The sequence below is a fragment of the Methylobacterium sp. C33D genome, assembly GCF_053345825.1.
The window spans coordinates 51,541-70,954 of record NZ_JBKFAV010000032.1; the positions used below are offsets into that span (position 1 = coordinate 51,541).

A 19,414-nucleotide genomic window follows, 5' to 3' on the forward strand; every position below is an offset into this window, starting at 1 on the left:
GGCCGGATCGCCGCGCCGGTGATGAAACCGTTACTTGTTGCCGCCGCCAGCGCCGCCCTGCGGCGCGACCCGCGACGGCTGGTTGGCGTTGCCCGCCGCCGCCGAGTTGCTGGAGATCGTGTCGGCCGGCCGGCCGGTGGGCGAGTAGTTCACGGCGGCTTCAATCCCGGTGGCGTCGCTCTGCTGGCTGACGACGCCCGGCGCACCGGGAGCGGGCGCGACAGGCCGGGCCTCGACCTGGGCGCTGGCCGGCGCGACGGTGGCGAGGGCGAGTAGGGCGGCGAGACAGGTGCGGGTCATGAGAATCCTTGCTGGTTCCAGACCCAGGCAACCTCAGTCGCGCGCAATCGATCCTGCGTTGTTGCGACGCGGCACCGTCTCGCCCCGGTGCCGGCCGCCCGGGATCACTTCACGCGCGTCCAAGTCTGCCGCTTGCAGAACACACTCATGACGCAGCCGGACACCTCCAGCGAGTCGGGCCCGGTGAGCTTCAGCGAGCCGGAATAGGTCTTGCCGTCGTTCGGATTGTAGAGGGAGCCCGAGAAGCCGCCGCCCTCGGGCCGGCGCGCGTCGAGGATCTGGACGCCGACGACGCTGCGGCCGCGCAGGGCCGGATCCGGGTTCTTCGCGTCGAGCCCCTTCCCGGGGGCGCTGATGATCGTGCCGCAGAAGCCGCCGCCGCAGGGCGCGATGCGGACCCGGGAGCTGCCGGTCTCCGTCAGCCAGACGCCCGCCGGATCGGCCGCCAGGGCCGGTCCACAGACCGCGCCCGTGGCGAGCAGAGCCAGTATCGTGCGACGAAGACTCGAACCCATTCCTGTTCCTCCCAACCGAGAACGCGGTCGGGTTCTTACCGCGATGCCCGCGGCAGCGCACCGCCCAGATACGTCTCGACGACCTCGCAGAACGGCTGCCCGGCACCGGTCGACAGCACGGCATCGATCTCGAAGAGCGGATCGTTCGGTCCGGGCGCCGCGCTCTGGACCGGCGCGCGCACCTCGACGGTGCTGCGCACCGGCGCGAGGGGGCGCACGACCCGGCCGAACGGGGTGCGGGTGGTGTCCAGCGTCGCGTTCATCTCCGGCGTGAGCCGGGCGGGCACGTACCAGTTGTCTGCCTCGGACAGGACGCGGTCCCCGCAGGCGAGGCGGACGCGGCGGTAGCGGACCGGCTCGTCCGGGCCGATCGCGAGACGTGCGCGCTGGGCGGCCGTCAGGGGCTTGTCGGCCACGGACACGCGCTCCGCGACGAGGTGCGGGTCTCCGGCGAGCTTGTAGTCGGCGCACCAGCTCTCGAGGGCGAAGGTCGCGCTGTGCGCCGCCAGGATGCGGCTTCGCAGCGAGGCGATGAGCGCCTGCGGTCCGTCAGCGGGCGACGCCGCGTCGACCAGCTCCGCCGCCGCGGCGGGATCGCGGGCCCAGCTCGGCGACCCCATCACCGCGACCGATCCCAGGAGCGCCGCGAGGGCCAGGACCGGCAACCGTGATACCGGACCGGGCTTCGCGCGCCGCGCGCGACCGCGCGCCGATCGATCCAAGGCCCGTGACGGCAAGATGTGGACGGCATGGCGGAAAGACTTTCCGAGGTGCCACAGCATCTTGGATCATGTCCTCCCAGATGAGCCACCAGATCTTCGCCGCGTGCCGCAGCGTCGAGGCTCGGCAGAACGTCGCGGCCGGGCCGATTTCCGGCCGAGTCGGCGACGCGGACCGAGATCTATACAAGACGCGGCGATCCGTCGAGGCTCCCGGCAGCGGCGGCGATGCTCCCGCCGCGCCCCTACCGACGGGCGACCGGTGGCAGGTCGGTGCACAGGCCGAGGCCGACCTCCGCCGCGAGGCCGATCGTCTCGCCGAGGGTCGGGTGCGGATGGATCGTCCGGCCGATATCGGTGGCGTCGGCGCCCATCTCGATCGCCAGCGCGACTTCGCCGATCATGTCGCCGGCGCTCGGGCCGACGATGGCGCCGCCGACCACGCGCTTGCTCCGCGCGTCGAACAGCAGCTTTGTCAGGCCGTAATCGGCGCCGTTGGCGATGGCCCGGCCCGAGGCCGCCCAGGGGAAGCGCGCCACCTCGACGGCCCGCCCGGCCGCCTTCGCGGACGTCTCGGTGAGGCCGGCCCAGGCGATCTCCGGGTCGGTGTAGGCGACCGAGGGGATGACGGCGGCGTCGAAGCCGGCCTTGTGCCCGGCGGCCGCCTCGGCGGCGACGTGGCCCTGATGCACCGCCTTGTGGGCGAGCATCGGCTGGCCGACGCAATCACCGATGGCGAAGATGTGCGGAACATTCGTGCGCATCTGGGCGTCCACCGGCACGAAGCCGCCGTCCAGCGCCACGCCGGCCGCGTCGAGACCCAGCGTCGCGCCGTTCGGCCGGCGGCCGGCGGCCTGAAGCACGAGGTCGTAGGTTCCGGGCTCGGCGTCTCCCGAGAACGTCACGGCGATCCCGTCCGAATCCGCCTCGGCGGAGACGACCTCGACCCCCGTCAGGATCCGGTCGAAACGGTGGGCGTTGCGCTTCGTCCAGACGCTGACGAGATCCCGGTCGACGCCCTCGAGCAGGCCGGGCAGGCGCTCGACCACGTCGACCCGCGCGCCGAGCGCGCTGTAGACGGTCGCCATCTCCAGGCCGATGATGCCGCCGCCGATCACCAGGAGCCGGTGCGGCACGGCGGGTAGCTCCAGCGCCCCGGTGGAGTTCACGATCCGCGGATCGTCCGGCAGCATCGGCAGGGCCACCGGCGACGAGCCCGCCGCCACGACGGCGGCGGCGAAGGAGACGTCCCACGTGCCGCCATCGTGCAGCGTCACCGAGACCGTGTCGGGGCCGGTGAAGCGGGCTGTCCCGCGGACCACCTCGACCTTGCGCTGGCGCGCCATCTGGGCGAGCCCGTCGGTGAGACGGCGGACGGTGCCGGCCTTGAAGGTCCGCAGCTTCTCCAGATCGACCGTCGGCGCGCCGAAGCTGATCCCGTGTGCGGCGAGCCGGACGGCCTCCTCGGTCACCGCAGCGACGTGGAGCAGCGCCTTCGAGGGGATGCAGCCCACGTTGAGGCAGACGCCGCCGAGGGTCGCGTGGCGCTCGACCAGGACGACGCGCTGCCCGAGATCGGCGGCCCGGAAGGCGGCCGAGTAGCCGCCCGGTCCGCCGCCGATCACCAGGAGGTCGCAGCCTGCGCCGATTTGCGGCTTCGGCGCCGGCGCGGCGGGATCCGGCGCGGGGCCCGGGGCAGCGGCGGGCGCAGGGGCCTGTTCGCCGCGCGAGTCGGTCACGCCGACCGCGAGGCGGGCGACGAGGGTTCCGGCCGAGACGGTGTCGCCGAGGCCGACCAGCATCTCCACGAGGCGCCCCGCCGCCGGGGAGGGGATGTCCAGCGTCGCCTTGTCGGATTCGACCACCAGCAGGGTCTGGTCCTCGGCGACCGGCTGGCCGGGCGCCACCGGGATCTCGATGACGGGCACGTCGGCGTAGTCCCCGAGATCGGGGACGCGGATGTCGAGGGTCTCGGGCATGGCGGCGACGGTCACAGGAGGGCGCGGCGCAGGTCCGAAAGGACCGAGGCCACGTGGCCGAGGAAGCGGGCGGCGGCGACGCCGTCCACGACGCGGTGGTCCCAGGACAGGCTGAGCGGGAGGATCAGGCGCGGCTGGAAGGCCTCGCCGTCCCACACCGCCTCGGTGCGCGAGCGCGCCGCGCCCAGGATGGCGACCTCGGGAGCGTTGATGATCGGCGTGAAGCCGTCGCCGCCGATGCCGCCGAGCGACGAGACCGAGAAACAGCCGCCCTGCATGTCGGAGCCCGGGAGCGTGCCGGACCGGGCCTTCTCGGCCATCGCGGCCATCTCGGTGGCGATCTCGATGAGGCCCTTGCGGTCGCAGTCGCGCACCACCGGCACCATCAGGCCCTTGGGCGTGTCCACCGCGAAGCCGACATGGACATAGTCCTTCAGGACGAGGTCGCCGCCTTCCAGGGAGGAATTGAACCGCGGGTAGGCGCGCAGCGCCGAGGCCGCCGCCTTGATCAGGAAGGCCACCATGGTGACCCGAGCGGGCGGCGTGCGCGTCTCCTTGTTGAGGCCGACCCGGAACGACTCGATCTCGGTGATGTCGGCTCGGTCGAAGTTTGTCACGTGCGGGATCGTCAGCCAGTTGCGGCTGAGATTTGCCCCCGAGAGGCTCTGGATGCGCGAGAGGGGCTCGCGCCGGACCGGCCCGTACTTGGCGAAGTCGACCTCCGGCCAGGGCGGCAGGCCGGCGCCTATCCCGGACGCGGCGACGGGCGCCTGGGCCGGCGCGCTGAGCGCCGCCTTGACGAAGGCGTGGACGTCCTCGCGCAGGATCCGCCCCTTCGGCCCGGTGGCGGCGACGCGGTCGAGCCCGACGCCCAGCTCTCGGGCGAGCTGGCGAACCGACGGGCTGGCATGCACGTCGCCGCGTGTCGCGGCGATCGGGTCGGCCCGCATCGGCTCCGGCGCGGCGCGGCCGGCGCCCTCTCCCGTTCGAGAGAGGGCCGGGGTGAGGGAGATGCCATCTCCGGAGAGCCCTGATCCCTCACCCGGTCCCTCTCCCGACCGGGAGAGGGGGACCGCGCTCCGCTCGGAGGACGCCGACGGCCCGGCAGCGGGCGACGTGTCCGGCACCGGTGCGCCCCCACCGCCCTCGGCGGGCTCGACCGTCAGGATCGGCGTGCCCTCGGACACCTTCGACCCCACCGACACCAGCAACTCGCGCACGATGCCGGCGACCGGGGAGGGGACCTCCATGGTGGCCTTGTCGGACTCGATGCTGAGGATCAGGTCGTCCACCGCGAGGCGGTCGCCGGGCTTCACCAGAAGCTCGATGACCGGCACGTCCCGATAGTCGCCGATATCCGGGAGGGCGATCTGCAGCGCGGCGCTCATGCGGTCGGATTTCCGTGGGTCGGGCGTTCGGTGAAGGGGTGGGGCGGATGGCGCCCCTCGACGGGGCGCCCGGCCTCAGATCGTCCAGGGCGCGGGCGCGTCCGCCGCGATGTTGTAGCGGCGGATCGCGTCAGCCACCGCGGCGCGCGGCACCGTGCCGGCCTCGGCCAGGGCGTGCAGGGCGGCGATGACGACGTGCTGCCGGTCGACCTCGAAGAACCGGCGGAGCGCGTTGCGGGTGTCGCTGCGCCCGAACCCGTCGGTGCCGAGGGCGACGAAGCGCGCGCCCACGTAGGAGGCGATCAGCTGCGGGTAGGCCCGGACGTAGTCGCTCGCCGCCACGATGGGCGCGGAGCCCGGCAGCAGCGCCGCGACGTGGCTGACCGGCGCCTCGGCCTCCGGGTGGAGCATCGCCTGCCGCTCGGCCTCTCGGGCATCGCGGGCCAGCTCGCTGAAGCTCGTCACGCTGAACACCTCGGCCGCGACGCCGAAATCCTGCGCGAGCATCGCCGCCGCCGCGATCACCTCCGGCAGGATCGCCCCGGAGCCGAGGAGCCGCACGGCGGCACTTCCCGACTCGGGTCCCGACAGCCGGTACATGCCCTTCAGGATCCCGTTCTCCGCCCCGTGCGGCATGGAGGGCTGGGCGTAGTTCTCGTTCATCGCCGTGAGGTAGTAGAAGGCGTCCTCGTCCTCCTCCATCATCGCCCGGGCGCCCCGGTCGACGATCACCGCCATCTCGTACGCAAAGGCCGGATCGTAGGCCCGGCAGTTCGGGATCGCGGCCGCCTGCATGTGGCTCGACCCGTCCTGGTGCTGCAGGCCCTCGCCGCCCAGCGTCGTGCGGCCCGCCGTGGCGCCGATCAGGAAGCCGCGGGCGCGCTGATCCGCCGCCGCCCAGATCAGGTCGCCGACCCGCTGGAAGCCGAACATCGAGTAGTAGATGTAGAACGGCAGCATCGACAGGCCGTGGACGCTGTAGGACGTGGCCGCCGCCGTCCAGGACGAGATCGCCCCGGCCTCGGTGATGCCCTCTTCGAGCAGCTGCCCGTCCCGGGCCTCCCGGTAGTAGAGCATCGAGCCGGCATCCTCCGGCTCGTAGAGCTGCCCCTGCGGCGCGTAGATCCCGACCTGCCGGAACAGGTTGGCCATGCCGAAGGTCCGCGCCTCGTCGGCGACGATCGGCACGACGCGCGGCCCGAGATCCTTGTGCTTCAGGAGGTTGCCGAACAGGCGCACCACCGCGGTCGTGGTCGACATCTCCTTGCCACCGGCCTCGAGGGCGAAGCCCGCGTAGGTCGAGAGCGCCGGGACGGCGACGGTCGGCGCCGTGCGGCGGCGGGCCGGCAGGACGCCGCCCAGCATCTCGCGGCGCTCGCGCAGGTAGCGCATCTCGGCGCCGTCCTCGGCCGGCTTGTAGAAGGCCAGACCCTCGACCTGCGCGTCCGACAGCGGCAGGGCGAAGCGGTCGCGGAAGGCGCGCAGCGCGTCGACGTCGAGCTTCTTGGCCTGGTGGGCGGTCATGCGCGACTCGCCCGCGCCGCCCATGCCGTAGCCCTTCTTGGTCTTGGCCAGGATCACCGTCGGCCGGCCCTTGGTGGCCTTGGCGGCCGCGAAGGCCGCGTAGAGCTTGCGGAAGTCGTGGCCGCCGCGCTTCAGCCGGTCGACGTCGGCGTCCGACATGTGGGCGACGAGCTCGCGCACCTCCGGGTCCTCACCGAAGAAGTGGGCGAGGTTGTAGGCGCCGTCCTTGGCACCGAGCGTCTGGTACTTGCCGTCGACGGTCTCGGCGAAGCGGCGCAGCAGGGCGTGGTTGGTGTCGCGGGCGAAGATCCCGTCCCACTCCGAGCCCCACAAAACCTTGATGACGTTCCAGCCGGCGCCGCGGAACAGGCTCTCCAACTCCTGGATGATCTGGCCGTTGCCGCGCACCGGTCCGTCGAGCCGCTGCAGGTTGCAGTTGATGACGAAGGTCAGGTTGTCGAGATTCTCGCGCGCGGCGAGCGCCAGGCCGCCGATCGACTCGGGCTCGTCCATCTCGCCGTCGCCGAACACGCCCCAGACGTGCCGGCCGGTCGTGTCGGCGAGGCCCCGGTCGCCGAGGTAGCGCATGAACCGGGCCTGGTAGACCGCGTGGATCGGGCCGATGCCCATCGAGCCGGTGGGAACCTGCCAGAAATCCGGCATCAGCCAGGGATGCGGGTATGAGCACAGGCCGTCGCCGGCGATCTCCTGGCGGTAGTGCTTCAGCTGCTCCTCGGACAGCCGGCCCTCGAGGAAGGCCCGCGCGTAGACGCCCGGCGCCGAGTGCGGCTGGAAATAGACGAGGTCGCCGTCAGTGCCGCCCTTGAAGAAGTGGTTGAAGCCGACCTCGAACAGCTCCGCCGCCGAGGCGTAGCTCGCCACGTGGCCGCCGAGCTCGCCGTAGGCCATGTTGGCGCGCACCACCATGGCGAGGGCGTTCCAGCGCATGATCGAGGTCAGGCGCTCCTCGATGTCGAGGTCGCCGGGGTAGCGCGGCTGCTTCTCCAGCGCGATCGTGTTCCGGTAGGGCGAATAAGGCAGGGCCTCGTCGAGGATGCCGATCTCCTTCGAGCGCCGCTCCAGGCGGTCGAGGATGAAGCGGGCCCGGGCCGCGCCCTCGGTGCGGAAGACGGATTCCAGCGCGGCCAGCCAGTCCTGTGTCTCGGCCGGGTCGTGATCCACCTCGGCGGACCGCGCGATTGTGGCTTTCGGCGGTATGGCGTTCATCGGCGCGGCCTCCCTGATTGGCGCGATCATACGGGGATCGCGACGGCGGGACATGCCGGATATTTGCCGCGACGCGGGGTTCGGCGGATTGATATTCCGCCATGAGAGCGATAGGCGGCAAAACATACCGCTGAGGCGACCGGTCGGCCCGGTACACGAGGCCGCGCGATGCGGCGGGAGAGCGGAGATCGAACCATGCCCGCACGGCCGGCCACCCTCGACGCCGCGAGCCTGCGCATCCTGGAGTGCCTGCAGCAGGACAGCGAGATCAGCATCGCCGATCTCGCCGAGCGGGTGGGCCTGTCGACATCGCCCTGCTGGCGGCGCGTCAATGACCTGAAGGAGGCGGGGGTGATCCGCGGCTGCGTGGCGGTGGTCGACCCGCTGAGCCTCGGGCTCGCGGTCAACGTGTTCGTCCACGTGTCTCTGGAGAAGCAGACCCAGGCCGCGCTCCAGGCCTTCGACGCGGCGGTGCGCAGCCGTCCGGAGGTGATGGAGTGCTACCTGATGAGCGGCGAGGCCGACTACATGCTGCGGGTCGTGGTCGAGGATCTGGGCCAGTACCAGAGACTCGTCCTCGACCACCTCACGCGGATCCCCGGGGTGGCCAATATCCGCTCGAGCTTCGCCCTGGGGCAGGTGAAGTACACGACCGCGCTCCCGCTCGGGCACCTGACCCGCTGAGCCGGGTTGGTCCAGCGTGGAGCCCCGATGCGGGCCCGATCGGCAAAGACGGTTCTCGCCTGAAGCCCTCGGGCGGTATCCTCTCCGCCATAACGATCAGAGCGCAAGGACCGAGGATCGCGCGACCTCCGTCGTCGTCGCGCCGACGGGATCGCTTCGCTCCGCGCGCAGGAACCGTGCGGTGTGGATCTGCTTGACGGCGCGGAAGGCCGGGATGGCCGCGTCGCGCGAGGGTGGGATGGTGGAGCCTAACGGGATCGAACCGATGACCTCTTCCATGCCATGGAAGCGCTCTCCCAGCTGAGCTAAGGCCCCATATTTTAAACGGCGGTCCGCGTTCCCGACAGGGCCGCGTCGCGCGAGGGTGGGATGGTGGAGCCTAACGGGATCGAACCGATGACCTCTTCCATGCCATGGAAGCGCTCTCCCAGCTGAGCTAAGGCCCCACTTTTACATCCACCGCGGTTTGGGTACCGCGGGGTCTCGCCGGTCCGGGTCGCGGGCGGCGAGGCCGGTTCTATAGGCGGCTCGCATCGCGGACTCAACCCCCTTTTTCGCGGCCGCCCGGCGTTTTTGCGACCGGGGGCAGGCCGGGGAGTCGGAGGCCGCCTCAGCCCTCCTCGTCGTTCTCGATATCGCCGTCGATGAGGTCGGAGACGTCGTCGTCGCCGGTATCCTCCTCCTCCAGGAAGGTGTCGTCGTCGGAGGAATCCCCGTCCTCGACCGAGTCGTCCTCGGGCGTCGGATCCGCGTCGTCCTCGGCGGCTTCGACCTCGTCGAGGGAGACCATCTCCGGCCCCTTCTCGTCCGTCTCGTCCTCATCGTCGGTGTTGGCCGGGCTCCGCGACAGCGCCGGGGGCGCCGCACGGCTGGAGGTGGCCACCGCCTGATAGACCGCGCCGCATTTCGGGCAGACGGCGGGATCGCGGGCGAGGTCGTAGAACTTCGCGCCGCAGCTCATGCACTGGCGCTTCAAGCCAAGTTCCGGTCGGGCCACGGGCGGACACCTCGTCGTCAGTACTGTCTCGGGGGAGGGGCCCCGTTAGTCGCGGTGGCGGCCCCTGTCAATCGAGCCCGCGGCGGGCATTCCGGGCGACGCCCCGGCGGCCCGTCGCCGAGGATCGGCGCGGGTAACGGATGGATGACGCCGGGCGGTGCCCGTGTTAACCGCGCGGCGATTTCACCGTCCGATTGCAGCGCCGCGGCAGGGCCGCGCGACGCGCCGGATCCAGACCCACGTCTCAGAGCCCGAACGGACGTCCCGTGTCGCACGATTCGAGTCCCCAGCCCCTCACCGCCGCGCCGGGCGCCCCGCTGCGCGGACGCCTGCGCCCGCCCGGCGACAAGTCGATCTCGCACCGGTCCATGATCCTCGGCCTGCTCAGCCAGGGCGAGACGCGGGTCGAGGGCCTCCTGGAGGGCGACGACGTCCTGCGCACGGCCGCCGCCGCCAGGGCGCTCGGGGCAGGGGTCGAGCGCCTGGGGGCCGGAAGCTGGCGGGTCCGGGGCGTCGGCATCGGCGGCCTCGGCGACCCGGCCGAGGTTCTCGATTTCGGCAATGCCGGCACCGGCTCGCGGCTCATGATGGGCGTGGTCGGCGGGCAGCCGGTGACCGCGACCTTCGACGGGGACGCCTCGCTGCGCTCGCGGCCGATGCGCCGCATCCTCGACCCGCTCACCCGGATGGGCACGCAGGTTCTGTCCGAGGCCGAGGGCGGCCGGGTGCCCCTGACCCTGCGGGGTCCCCGGGAGGCGATCCCGATCACCTACGAGACGCCCGCGGCCTCGGCGCAGATCAAATCGGCGGTGCTGCTCGCCGGCCTGAACGCGCCCGGGGTCACCACCGTGATCGAGGCGGCCGCGACCCGCGACCACACCGAGCGGATGCTGCGCCTGTTCGGCGCCGCGGTGAGCGTCGAGCCGCACGGGCCGGGCGGGCACGGCCGCAAGGTCGCGCTCACCGGACAGCCGACCCTGCGCGGCACCGACGTGGTGGTGCCGGCCGACCCGTCCTCGGCGGCGTTCCCCCTTGTGGCGGCGCTGATCGTGCCGGGCTCCGACGTGGTGATCGAGGGCGTGATGATGAACCCGCTGCGCATCGGGCTGATCACGACGCTCCTGGAGATGGGCGCGCAGATCGAGCGCGTGGCCGAGCGGGATGAGGGCGGCGAGACCGTGGCCGACCTGCGGGTGCGCGCGAGCCGCCTGACCGGCGTCGACGTCCCGGCCGAGCGCGCACCCGCGATGATCGACGAGTACCCGGTGCTGGCGGTGGCGGCGGCCTTCGCCGAGGGCCGGACCCGGATGAACGGCCTGCACGAGCTGCGCGTGAAGGAATCGGATCGGCTCGCCGCCGTGGCGGCCGGGCTCGCCGCCAACGGCGTCCGCCACACGGTCGAGGGCGACGACCTCGTGGTCGAGGGCGACGGCAGAGCGGCGCCCGGCGGCGGGACGGTCGCGACCCAACTCGACCACCGCATCGCCATGGCGTTCCTCGTGATGGGGCTCGCGGCGCGGGATCCGGTCACCGTGGATGACGGCGCGATGATCGCCACGAGCTTCCCGAGCTTCCTGCCGACCATGCAGGCCCTCGGCGGCCGGATCGAGGCCTGACCGCCATGCCGCTCGTCATCGCGATCGACGGACCGGCCGCGTCCGGCAAGGGCACTCTCGCCAAGCGTCTGGCCGATCATTACGGCCTGCCGCATCTCGACACCGGGCTGCTCTACCGGGCGGTGGCGCTGGCGCTCGTCGATGCCGGCCTGTCGCTGGATGATGCGGCGGCCGCGGCGCGCGCCGCCCAGGCCCTCGACGCCGGCCGGCTCGACGATCCGCGCCTGCGCGAGCGGGCGATGGGCGAGGCGGCCTCCCGCGTCTCGTCGGTGCCGGAGGTTCGCGCCGGGCTGCTCGCGTGGCAGCGCCGCTTCGCCGCCGACCCGCAGGGGGCGGTGCTCGACGGGCGCGACATCGGCACGGTGGTCTGTCCGGAAGCCTCGGTGAAGCTGTTCATCACCGCCTCGTCCGAGGAGCGCGCCCGTCGCCGGCACCGGGAGCTGGCCGGACGCGGCGAGGCGGCGACCTTCGCGGCGATCCTGGCCGACATCGAGGCCCGCGACGCCCGGGACGCCTCCCGCAGCGCCGCGCCCCTGCGCATGGCCGACGACGCGGTCCGGCTCGACACCACCGAGCTCGACGCGGACGCGGCCTTCGACGAGGCCCGCGGCATCGTCGAGCGGACCCGCGGCGACGCGCCCTGAGGGTTGTCCACCTCCCTCGTGTTGACCCCCCGGGCCCGCTCACCTATTGCGGACGCGCCGTCCCCGACGGGCCGCCGCGCGGCCCGGGACGCGAGCGCGTAGCTCAGCTGGTAGAGCAACGGACTTTTAATCTGTAGGTCCTGGGTTCGAGTCCCAGCGCGCTCACCATTCTGCCAGCAAAATCAGCGCCTTACAGCGGCTTACGAATTCGGTGCTTCCCCGCGGGGAGCCCGGGTTGCACCGGGGTAGCACCCGCAGCCTTCCGATGGATGCCAGCCCGCTTCGTCCCGAAGTCTCCTTGCAGACTGACAGGGCCGGCACGCCGATCAAGGTTTGTCCTTCGGTAAGGCGGCGGCCTTGAACCGCTCCCATTCCTCGCTGCTCACACCATCGGGGCCGGGGACGATCAAGCGCTCGCCTTCGGGCCGTCCTGCATCTGCAACGCGCCGAGACGGCTTAGCCGCGAATTCCAGAACCCCACCGATCACGAGGGCAACAGCGCCGATCCAGAAGAGGCCAGGACGATAGGGGTTGGCGCCAACCATGGCCGCTAGCTCGATCACCTGCCCACAGGGGCCGTCGACCGAGTACAAGCACTGCAACGGCGGATCAGCTTGAGTGCCTAAGAATGCGGCAACCTCGGCATAGAATTTCTGCCACCATGCGACAGAGCCGCCGACGAGCAGGACCCCAACCACCGCCAAAGCGGTTCCGAGCCGGAACAGGTTCATTGCTGCCGCCTCGCTCGCCCTCTTCGGCTCAGCAGAATGCTTATCGTGGATACAGTGCGCAACTAGGACGGGCATGCCCGCAGTGGGACAGCTGGGTCTGAAGCTTCGAAACCGCTATTCAACGGATCCCAGGTACGACGGTACTGGGCCATGTTGCGTATCGGCCCACCGCTGGTGAGATCGGACGCTCCCCCACCCCGTGAGCAGATCGGGGTGGGGCCGAGCGGCCGATGCTCGGGAGGCACCTATGACGGACGAGCCCGGCCAGAAGCTATCGGACGACGAACTCGATCGGCTGGCGCGTGAGCTGTTTGCCGAGGTGCGGGGCGAGTACACGGAAGCTAAGTTGGACCGGGCCCTAACGACCGCCGGCGAGGTGGCGGGGGAAGTCCTGCCCGGGATACCCGACTGGCTGCTGGACGCCGGCGACGACGCTGGGGACGGCGACAGCGGGGATTGAGCTCCAACCTTTCGCCGGCCGATCCGCGCGGTGTCCATCCGGGTCACGTTGCCGTGCCGGTCCCGGTACGTGCGCACGTGATCCTGACTGGGGATATCCCCAGTGATGGGCGTGCGTTGCTTCGCCACGAACTTGTGGTCCACCGCGCACCGCCGGGCGATCTCGCGATCCGCCCACGCCCCCCACTCCTCGTCCTGCAGCAGCATCAGCGCGGCGCGGCGCTTGTCCGCGTTTGTGCGGCGCAGGCCATGCGCGGCGTTGGCCCCCGCGCTGTGCAGGATGGCATCGCGCAGCCCGCCCTGGCGCACGGCGCACGGCAGTTCGCCGAGGCCCGCGTGCAGGCCTGGGGAGCGCTAGGGCGTTTCGTCCTGCTGCTCTGCCGGCGGTCGCACCTCGTACGGCGCCAGGAATGCCGCCAGATCCCAGCCGATCGACGGGTAGTGCCACAGGTCGCCCCACTTCGGGGTGTGGCCGTGCCGGGCCTTTACCCAGGCGTAAAACGGATCGTGGGGCACGAGGTACCACGTCCGCGCCATCCCGGGCGCGTATGGGGCTGACGGGAACAGCATCAGCAGCTGCCGGCCACCATAGCGGCGCCAGTCCACCAGGGGGCGGCCTTTCAGCTGCACGCCGGCCAGCGTGCCGGCGGGATCGCGCACCACCAGGTCCTCGCCCTCGATGTCCGCTTCCGGCCGGTACACACGGTAGCCGCAGCGGATCAGCAGCGCTGTGGCCTCCGCGCGGTTGGCGGCTTCTGTATGGGCCTGCCAAAATCGGGCCCCGGTGTCGGTATCGTGGTCCAAGGTGGTCTCCTCCGAGCGCCTGCATCCTACACGCGCACGGCGGCCTTGGTGGGCTCCTGGCCCTCTGCAAGGCGGGCATCCAGCGTGCGCCGGATCACGCCGGGTTCGGCCGCCTCGGCGTCACGCAGTTGCCGGGCCTCGTGGATAGCCTTGCGGGTCAGGCCGAGATCAGCCGCGGCTGGCGTGTGAAAGTCGTTCTCTATTGGAACGACTTTCGGCCGGCCGGTGCGCTGACCAACCTCGCCCCGCTGCTGCGCGGCATCATACTCGTCCGCGAGCCGGCGCTTGGCCTCGATCTTAGAGGTAGCGGGCGCTCGTCTGCGAAATCGAAGCCCGTCGACGCTCGAATTTCCGCCTCAAGGCTGTGCGCAATCCTCGACCAGGAAAGGCAGAAAGGTTTGAGGCTCCATAGGCGAACTTAGAGCCCCCCCCCCGCGACTGACACGACGGATTTTTGCGTTCTTTCAGACGGTCGCCTATGGCTTCCCAACCTTGAGGCAGGATGTAGAGGAGGTGCCCTTGAGACAGAGCAAGGTCGTCTTCTTCGCGCGGCAGCCGGATGCGCGCTTGGCCGAGCGCGTCCATAGCACCGTCAGCGGGTTCAGCCTGATCGCTAGGCTTCACCAGCAGATGCTGCCCTTTCGCGACTCAGACGTGACGGTTGACCTCACCGGCGTCGACCGTATCGATGGGCATCTGACACCGTGCCTCCAAGCGGTGGTCAACCGAGCATCAATCAACGGCAATACTGTTCGTTTGGCAAATGTGGCGCCTGCCATCCATGCAACGTTCTGCAAAAACAGATTTGTTCTGGAAGAGCGTGCCGACAAGTTCAATACGGTCATGCCGGTCACAACTTTCGCAGTAGACGGCGGCAAAGAATTCGCCATCTATGCAAAGAAATATCTTTCACGCCCCGAAATGCCTAGAATGACTGTCTCCCTACGGGAAAAATTCTACGAAGGCGTTGGCGAGTTGTTTGAAAACTCAGCGATGCATTCCAGGACCAAATATCCTATCATCGTTGGGGGGCAATTTTACCCGATAAAAAATTTCATTTCAATGAGCATTGTCGATATAGGTCAAGGAATACAGCGCGCAGTGAGCGACAAGCTTGGGATCAGACTCAATCCGCAGGATGCAATCGGATGGGCAATGGAGCCATTCAACACAACTAAAGATGGCGACGTTCCGGGCGGCCTAGGTTCGAAAATTCTGCGCGAGTTCATAGAAAAAAATAAGGGAAAAATTACCGTCGTATCGAACAATGGGTACTGGTCTCAATATGGGACGCACGTCACCAAAAGAAGGCTGCCGATGGCATTCCCCGGAACCGCCGTCGTCTTGGAGATAAATTCATCTGATAGGCAATCGTACGAGCTGAAAATCTCGCCCGATCCCTACAGCATTTGGTGACGACTATGAGAGAAGTACAAGTCAGCATAGCCCGGATAGTCGGCAGCGGCATCTGCGTTTCTGCCCCAGATGGACACAAAGTTCATGAAGTAATCTATCGCCACATTGCGGAAGGCCGCAGAGTTTTTGTCTCTTTTTCCAGCGTCACACGAATGACGACAGCCTTCCTGAACGCTGCGATTGGTCAACTATATGGGGAGTTTTCCCAAGAGACACTTCGTCAACATTTGGCTCCGCCAATTGACGCCGATAAACGTCAGCTCACTCAATTGAAACTTGTCGTTGATAGAGCAAGAGCTTTCTTCAGCGATCCTGAACGCGCCAAAAATTCGTTCCGGGTTGTCACTGGAATTGAAGAAGAGGCTGAAGATGAGGAGTAAAGCTTATCGGATTGCCGCCGCCAACGTTATCTCGCGGCAGCGAATTCTGTTTGATACGAATATATGGATATTCATAAACGGCGTTAACCAGGGCGCAGATCAAAACAAAGTTAACAACTATAGCGCTGCATATAGCGATCTATTGCGTAACGACAATGAGATATTGGTGACGGATTATGTTATAAGCGAGTTTGCGAATAGATGCATTAAAATTGCTTACGATCTGCACTGTCAATCCAAGGGCATCCTCACCGACCCTCGACAATTCAAAAACGTCAGAAAGTCGGTAGATTTCGAACCCGCCATGGATGAAATCCGTCAGAACTGTCTCGATCTGACTCGCGATTGTACCTATATACCGGCGGGTGGTCATTGCGTTATCGACAATGTAATCAATGAATTTTATGAGGGAAATCTAGACTTTACCGACATCGTCCTGCGTGATTTTTGTTCTAAGGAGCAGGCATTTTTCATGACAGACGACGGTGATTTCTACGACTGCGGCCTCACGATCATAACTGGCAACCCATACATACTGAGAAACTCGGATGTATTAGCCTAACACATCGGGGACGCTGCATGAGGACCAGTGAGCCGATATGGCTTGTCCGGCCTGCCTGCGTTCGTTCGGTGGTAGATAATTGTACGCCAGCGGCCGGAAGTTGCGCCATGTAGCCTCAGGGCTGGAACCGTCCGTTCTCGCACCAGAACCGTGTCCGCGTGCCCGGCTGACCACCGAACAGCCCCGCAGCCGTGGTGCAGTACTCTCGGTTGTAGGCTTCCCCGTCAGCTGCATCAAAGGTGGCGACGTGGATGCGCGCCCAATCGCTGAGGACGGAGCTGCGGTACAGCGTGAATGTGCTGGCGTCCTGCCACTGGCAGGCAGCCAGCATGCTGCAGAGCCCTGTGATTGCCAGAAGTGCCTCGAAGCGCATGTGATCGGCGGGCCTCGCTGCGGCACTACCCACGGCGCTCGGCCTCGCGGCTACTCGCAGACGCGGACGCGCCGGATGTGCTCGACGCCGTAGGGGTCGATGAAGCCGCGGCGCTCGATGTGGCAGACCTCCTCGACGTAGACCGGCGGCGGGGCGCGATAGACAGGCCGGCCCGGATAGTAGCCGTTGTTGGCCGAGGCAATCGCGCCGCCGACAGCAAGGCCGCCGATCGCGCCCAGAGCGACCGCACCGCCGACACCGATGCCGCCGCCCGCCTGGGCCGGCGCCATTGAGCCACAGATCGTCACGGCGATTAGGGCAGCTGCGCTGCCAGTCCGAAGAAGAGAGCCACGCATCGCTGACCTCGTTCGCATAAACGGCCCCACGCACGTCGGCGTACAGGCCGTGATCCAGCGAATGCCCTCGGTGCAGCTACTCATCGGCAGCCAGGGTCAGCGTGCGACTGCGCGGTTAAGGAAGCCCTGCGTGGTGGCTTGCGCGGATGGGCTGCCTCTCACCCGCATGAGCCATCAGGCGGACAGAGAAGCGCGTTGCGACAGCGTGCACACGAACCATATGCATATGCCGGCCGCGGCCAATTATCTGGCAGCTTAAGCTGCTGAGATATCTGATGATGGGCAGCCTATCTGTCGATTAGATCATAAACACGAAGCATGTTTGCTTAATCAGACGGCACACTATCGGCATATTTATTTAAGCATTGTCTTGACTGGCACGTGAAAGATTAGCTACCAATTGGGCGCGGGCATAGATGGCCCTGTGATTTATCCGCAGTTCAGCACGGGGGGCACCATGAATATGGACCGCGATACAATGACCTGTGACCAATTGGGTGCGATATTGGATGACGCACTCCAGCAGCTTCGTGCACTCGATGGTGGAGCGGCTGCTTTCATCATCGATGAAGATCAACCCATTAACACGCTGCTGGACGTGGTTAGCTCCGTCACCAGCCGACCACTGGCGGGCGAAGGGAAGCTGCAGATCCTGCACAAGGCCATCGGCTATCTGATGATCGAAGATCCTCAGGCGCCCCGCGGCTCCATCCAAGACGCCATGGCGGCCGCGGTGGACAAGGCGGTGAGGGATGCCAGCACCCCGCTGCAGGCGGGCCTGCTCGCCCTGGTTCGTCACCAGTTGCATGGCCACCAAATCGGTCCGCTGAATGCCTGAGATCGCAGGCGCGGGCCGAGGCCTCGAGGGGCCGGCCCGCATGCCGTTCGGCTTCATCCCCGCAGGGCAAAGCCGCAGGGTCCTCTGTACGAGCCCACCGAACAGATCGTGCACGCCATCGCCGGGCTGGCCGAGGTAGTTACTGGCGATCGGCGGCGCTACTATCGGCGGGAAGCGCCCACACCGGATCTGGATCTGCCGCCTGCGAAATGGCGCATGGCGGGATAGCTGCAGCGTCAGTCAACGCTGCAATCGTCGTTCAGGATCGCCTACCACGCTCCCGCAAGTCGTCTCCGTACGATGGCGACCGGCTGACCCGAAATGGCTCCGCCGCATTGAGCATCCGAAAGCCGCGCACGCCTCGCAAACAGAAATCCGCCAAGGCCATCAAGAACAGCCGCACTCGATTACTGCGCTCGGTCTTGCGAGCGGAATCGGCCGACGTTACGCGTGGTGCTCTGCTGATGGAGCAGGAGGTGCAACCGCCGCGCGATAGACCCTGAAAAGCCAACGGGCCCCCGTCGCCAAACGGGAGCCCGTCGAGAACCTGGGCCTCAAGAGGACCGGTCCACCACCTCCTCAAGAGCCATGCGGCACCTCGGGTGTCAAGCTGGGGCGCCAACCCCGGCAACAGGATCGGCTTGCTTGGACCCTGGAGCGCGGCCCGGAAGGGACCGCGAGGATGGTGTTCGACCATATGCGTGCTGCGATCGACGCGGCGGCGCTGGACAAGCTCGCCGCTGTGGCGTCCGCGATGGCCCAGGCCTACGGCGCAGGCGGGTTGACCGATGATGAATACGAGCAGCTGGACGGCCTACTGGCCGCTCGGCGCCGAGTAGGGCAGGCGAATCCGGCGCGCGGCCGGACCCTGGCAGCCGCGTGTGCCCAGGTGCTGCCATCCATGGCACCGGCGCCTGCCATGGATGCTACGGCCCGGCGGCCGCACCACGGCACGGGATCGCGCCCGCGCAAGCCTGAGAGCATGGGCCGGCGCCGGCACTGGGCCGCGGCCGGCTTCCTGCCCCCCAAGCTCGCTGCCGGCTTCACCCTGGGCGAGCAGGCCGTGCTGGCCGTGCTGGGCAAGCACATCGCTGCTCGGGGCAGCTGCACCCTGGCCATGGGCGCGATCGCGGCCCTGGCCGGCGTCTCGATCACCACCGCCAAGCGCGCGATGCGGCAGGCCGTGCTGGTTGGCCTTATCACCATCGAGCTGCGCCGGATCACCGGGTTCCGCAACGACACCAACGTGGTCCGGATCGCCAGCGCCCAGTGGGCCAGCTGGCTGCGCCTGCGCCTGCCGCGTAGCGCCCGCACCGATCTGGTGGGTGGGGGCCAATCTGTTCCCAGCACGGATATCGGGAGAAATCTTAAGGGGGCTACCGCCCGGTTTAGGCCGGCGCAGGGGCCCGCTGCACGCGCGAATCGCACCACCCGGCCTGCGGCGCGCGGTGCAGGCGCCTAGCCCGGCCGCTGCGCTCGCGTGGACGGCGAGCGGCCGGCCCAGGCTCCTGGGGGTTGGAGCTCAATCCTGCGGCCGACGCGACAGCGGAGCAGGCGGGATGCTGCCGGGGGGCGGCGGGCCACCCCAGCCGTGCGAGCCGATGAGAATCGTGCGCGGGTCGTATATCGCCCGGGCCATGCCGTGGCATCATGTCGGCGGCCGGTATAACGAACGAGAGGAGTGATGCGCCACCCCAGCAAGGCTGAAGTAGCCCCCAAAATGACCAGACAGGGGCTCACGCTTATGGAAGTGTGTGCCTATGACCGACCGTATCGTGAGTTCTAACGACCCGCCCCGCGCCGAACGCGTCGAGGTGATCACCTCCGTCCAGCGGCGTCGGCATTGGACCACGCAGGAGAAGGTGCGCCTCGTCGAGGAGACCTATCTGCCCGGTCAGTCCG

General features: G+C 68.3%; 20 protein-coding genes and 3 tRNA genes. 10 read left to right on the forward strand and 13 right to left on the reverse strand.

The window, feature by feature from the left end; genetic code table 11:
* Positions 1 to 30: 30 nt before the first annotated feature.
* The 6 genes from ACLBXO_RS23110 to mdeB form a co-directional block, all read right to left on the reverse strand.
* Positions 31 to 300: a hypothetical protein gene (locus tag ACLBXO_RS23110; protein ID WP_447686819.1), complete on the reverse strand. Its 270-nt coding sequence runs from the start codon at positions 298 to 300 to the stop codon at positions 31 to 33.
* 104 nt (positions 301 to 404) lie between these two features.
* Positions 405 to 815: a DUF2147 domain-containing protein gene (locus tag ACLBXO_RS23115; protein WP_331313078.1), complete on the reverse strand. Its 411-nt coding sequence runs from the start codon at positions 813 to 815 to the stop codon at positions 405 to 407.
* Between the two features lie 35 nt (positions 816 to 850).
* Positions 851 to 1,435, reverse strand: coding sequence for a hypothetical protein (locus tag ACLBXO_RS23120; protein ID WP_447686836.1), 585 nt, complete (start codon positions 1,433 to 1,435; stop codon positions 851 to 853).
* Positions 1,436 to 1,779: 344 nt separating this feature from the next.
* Positions 1,780 to 3,513 (reverse strand): dihydrolipoyl dehydrogenase, encoded by a 1,734-nt coding sequence (lpdA, locus tag ACLBXO_RS23125; protein WP_447686820.1) that lies wholly within the window; start codon positions 3,511 to 3,513, stop codon positions 1,780 to 1,782.
* Positions 3,514 to 3,524: 11 nt separating this feature from the next.
* Positions 3,525 to 4,901, reverse strand: coding sequence for a 2-oxo acid dehydrogenase subunit E2 (locus ACLBXO_RS23130; protein WP_447686821.1), 1,377 nt, complete (start codon positions 4,899 to 4,901; stop codon positions 3,525 to 3,527).
* A gap of 75 nt (positions 4,902 to 4,976) precedes the next feature.
* Positions 4,977 to 7,652 carry an alpha-ketoglutarate dehydrogenase gene (gene mdeB, locus ACLBXO_RS23135; protein ID WP_447686822.1) on the reverse strand — a complete coding sequence of 892 codons (2,676 nt, stop codon included), beginning with the start codon at positions 7,650 to 7,652 and terminating at the stop codon, positions 4,977 to 4,979.
* Between the two features lie 195 nt (positions 7,653 to 7,847).
* Between mdeB and ACLBXO_RS23140 the strand changes: the two genes are divergently transcribed.
* Positions 7,848 to 8,336 (forward strand): Lrp/AsnC family transcriptional regulator, encoded by a 489-nt coding sequence (locus tag ACLBXO_RS23140; protein WP_447686823.1) that lies wholly within the window; start codon positions 7,848 to 7,850, stop codon positions 8,334 to 8,336.
* Between the two features lie 239 nt (positions 8,337 to 8,575).
* On the opposite strand, the gene ACLBXO_RS23145 is transcribed toward ACLBXO_RS23140, so the two are convergent.
* The 3 genes from ACLBXO_RS23145 to ACLBXO_RS23155 all read right to left on the reverse strand — a co-directional run bounded on the left by ACLBXO_RS23145 (position 8,576) and on the right by ACLBXO_RS23155 (position 9,333).
* Positions 8,576 to 8,651 (reverse strand) — tRNA-Ala (locus ACLBXO_RS23145).
* A 55-nt stretch (positions 8,652 to 8,706) separates the two neighbouring features.
* Positions 8,707 to 8,782, reverse strand: a tRNA-Ala gene (locus ACLBXO_RS23150).
* A 164-nt stretch (positions 8,783 to 8,946) separates the two neighbouring features.
* Positions 8,947 to 9,333, reverse strand: a complete 387-nt coding sequence (locus ACLBXO_RS23155) for a TIGR02300 family protein (RefSeq protein ID WP_331313086.1) — start codon at positions 9,331 to 9,333, stop codon at positions 8,947 to 8,949.
* A gap of 266 nt (positions 9,334 to 9,599) precedes the next feature.
* Here ACLBXO_RS23155 and aroA point away from each other — a divergent pair, with 266 nt between their 5' ends.
* From aroA to ACLBXO_RS23170, 3 genes are all read left to right on the forward strand, one after another.
* Positions 9,600 to 10,949: a 3-phosphoshikimate 1-carboxyvinyltransferase gene (gene aroA, locus ACLBXO_RS23160; RefSeq protein ID WP_447686824.1), complete on the forward strand. Its 1,350-nt coding sequence runs from the start codon at positions 9,600 to 9,602 to the stop codon at positions 10,947 to 10,949.
* Positions 10,950 to 10,954: 5 nt separating this feature from the next.
* Positions 10,955 to 11,593, forward strand: coding sequence for a (d)CMP kinase (gene cmk / locus ACLBXO_RS23165; RefSeq protein WP_447686825.1), 639 nt, complete (start codon positions 10,955 to 10,957; stop codon positions 11,591 to 11,593).
* Between the two features lie 92 nt (positions 11,594 to 11,685).
* Positions 11,686 to 11,761 (forward strand) — tRNA-Lys (locus tag ACLBXO_RS23170).
* A 158-nt stretch (positions 11,762 to 11,919) separates the two neighbouring features.
* Here ACLBXO_RS23170 and ACLBXO_RS23175 read toward each other — a convergent pair.
* The gene (locus tag ACLBXO_RS23175) at positions 11,920 to 12,324 is read right to left on the reverse strand and encodes a hypothetical protein (protein ID WP_447686826.1); all 405 of its coding nucleotides are present in this window, start codon (positions 12,322 to 12,324) and stop codon (positions 11,920 to 11,922) included.
* Positions 12,325 to 12,571: 247 nt separating this feature from the next.
* On the opposite strand from ACLBXO_RS23175, the gene ACLBXO_RS23180 reads away from it, so the two are divergent.
* On the forward strand, positions 12,572 to 12,784 hold the full coding sequence (locus ACLBXO_RS23180) for a hypothetical protein (RefSeq protein WP_447686827.1): 213 nt from the start codon (positions 12,572 to 12,574) through the stop codon (positions 12,782 to 12,784).
* A 353-nt stretch (positions 12,785 to 13,137) separates the two neighbouring features.
* On the opposite strand, the gene ACLBXO_RS23185 is transcribed toward ACLBXO_RS23180, so the two are convergent.
* Complete coding sequence (locus ACLBXO_RS23185; protein ID WP_447686828.1) at positions 13,138 to 13,587, reverse strand: hypothetical protein; 450 nt, start codon at positions 13,585 to 13,587, stop codon at positions 13,138 to 13,140.
* A gap of 519 nt (positions 13,588 to 14,106) precedes the next feature.
* On the opposite strand from ACLBXO_RS23185, the gene ACLBXO_RS23190 reads away from it, so the two are divergent.
* Genes ACLBXO_RS23190 through ACLBXO_RS23200 form a run of 3 tightly spaced genes read left to right on the forward strand, consistent with a single transcriptional unit; the run spans position 14,107 to position 15,945 of the window.
* The gene (locus tag ACLBXO_RS23190; protein ID WP_447686829.1) at positions 14,107 to 15,003 is read left to right on the forward strand and encodes a hypothetical protein; all 897 of its coding nucleotides are present in this window, start codon (positions 14,107 to 14,109) and stop codon (positions 15,001 to 15,003) included.
* Between the two features lie 5 nt (positions 15,004 to 15,008).
* A complete protein-coding gene (locus ACLBXO_RS23195; RefSeq protein WP_447686830.1) occupies positions 15,009 to 15,383 on the forward strand; it encodes an STAS-like domain-containing protein in 375 nt (124 codons plus the stop codon).
* Complete coding sequence (locus ACLBXO_RS23200; protein WP_447686831.1) at positions 15,373 to 15,945, forward strand: hypothetical protein; 573 nt, start codon at positions 15,373 to 15,375, stop codon at positions 15,943 to 15,945. The genes ACLBXO_RS23195 and ACLBXO_RS23200 overlap by 11 nt, the downstream gene beginning before the upstream one ends.
* A gap of 115 nt (positions 15,946 to 16,060) precedes the next feature.
* Here the strand turns inward: ACLBXO_RS23200 and ACLBXO_RS23205 are convergent, their stop codons facing one another.
* Both ACLBXO_RS23205 and ACLBXO_RS23210 read right to left on the reverse strand, forming a co-directional pair.
* Positions 16,061 to 16,318, reverse strand: coding sequence for a hypothetical protein (locus ACLBXO_RS23205; RefSeq protein ID WP_447686832.1), 258 nt, complete (start codon positions 16,316 to 16,318; stop codon positions 16,061 to 16,063).
* A gap of 50 nt (positions 16,319 to 16,368) precedes the next feature.
* The gene (locus ACLBXO_RS23210) at positions 16,369 to 16,674 is read right to left on the reverse strand and encodes a hypothetical protein (protein ID WP_447686833.1); all 306 of its coding nucleotides are present in this window, start codon (positions 16,672 to 16,674) and stop codon (positions 16,369 to 16,371) included.
* A 457-nt stretch (positions 16,675 to 17,131) separates the two neighbouring features.
* On the opposite strand from ACLBXO_RS23210, the gene ACLBXO_RS23215 reads away from it, so the two are divergent.
* Positions 17,132 to 17,512 (forward strand): hypothetical protein, encoded by a 381-nt coding sequence (locus ACLBXO_RS23215; protein ID WP_447686834.1) that lies wholly within the window; start codon positions 17,132 to 17,134, stop codon positions 17,510 to 17,512.
* A gap of 682 nt (positions 17,513 to 18,194) precedes the next feature.
* Positions 18,195 to 18,974, forward strand: a complete 780-nt coding sequence (locus ACLBXO_RS23220) for a helix-turn-helix domain-containing protein (protein WP_447686835.1) — start codon at positions 18,195 to 18,197, stop codon at positions 18,972 to 18,974.
* Positions 18,975 to 19,414 lie beyond the last annotated feature (440 nt).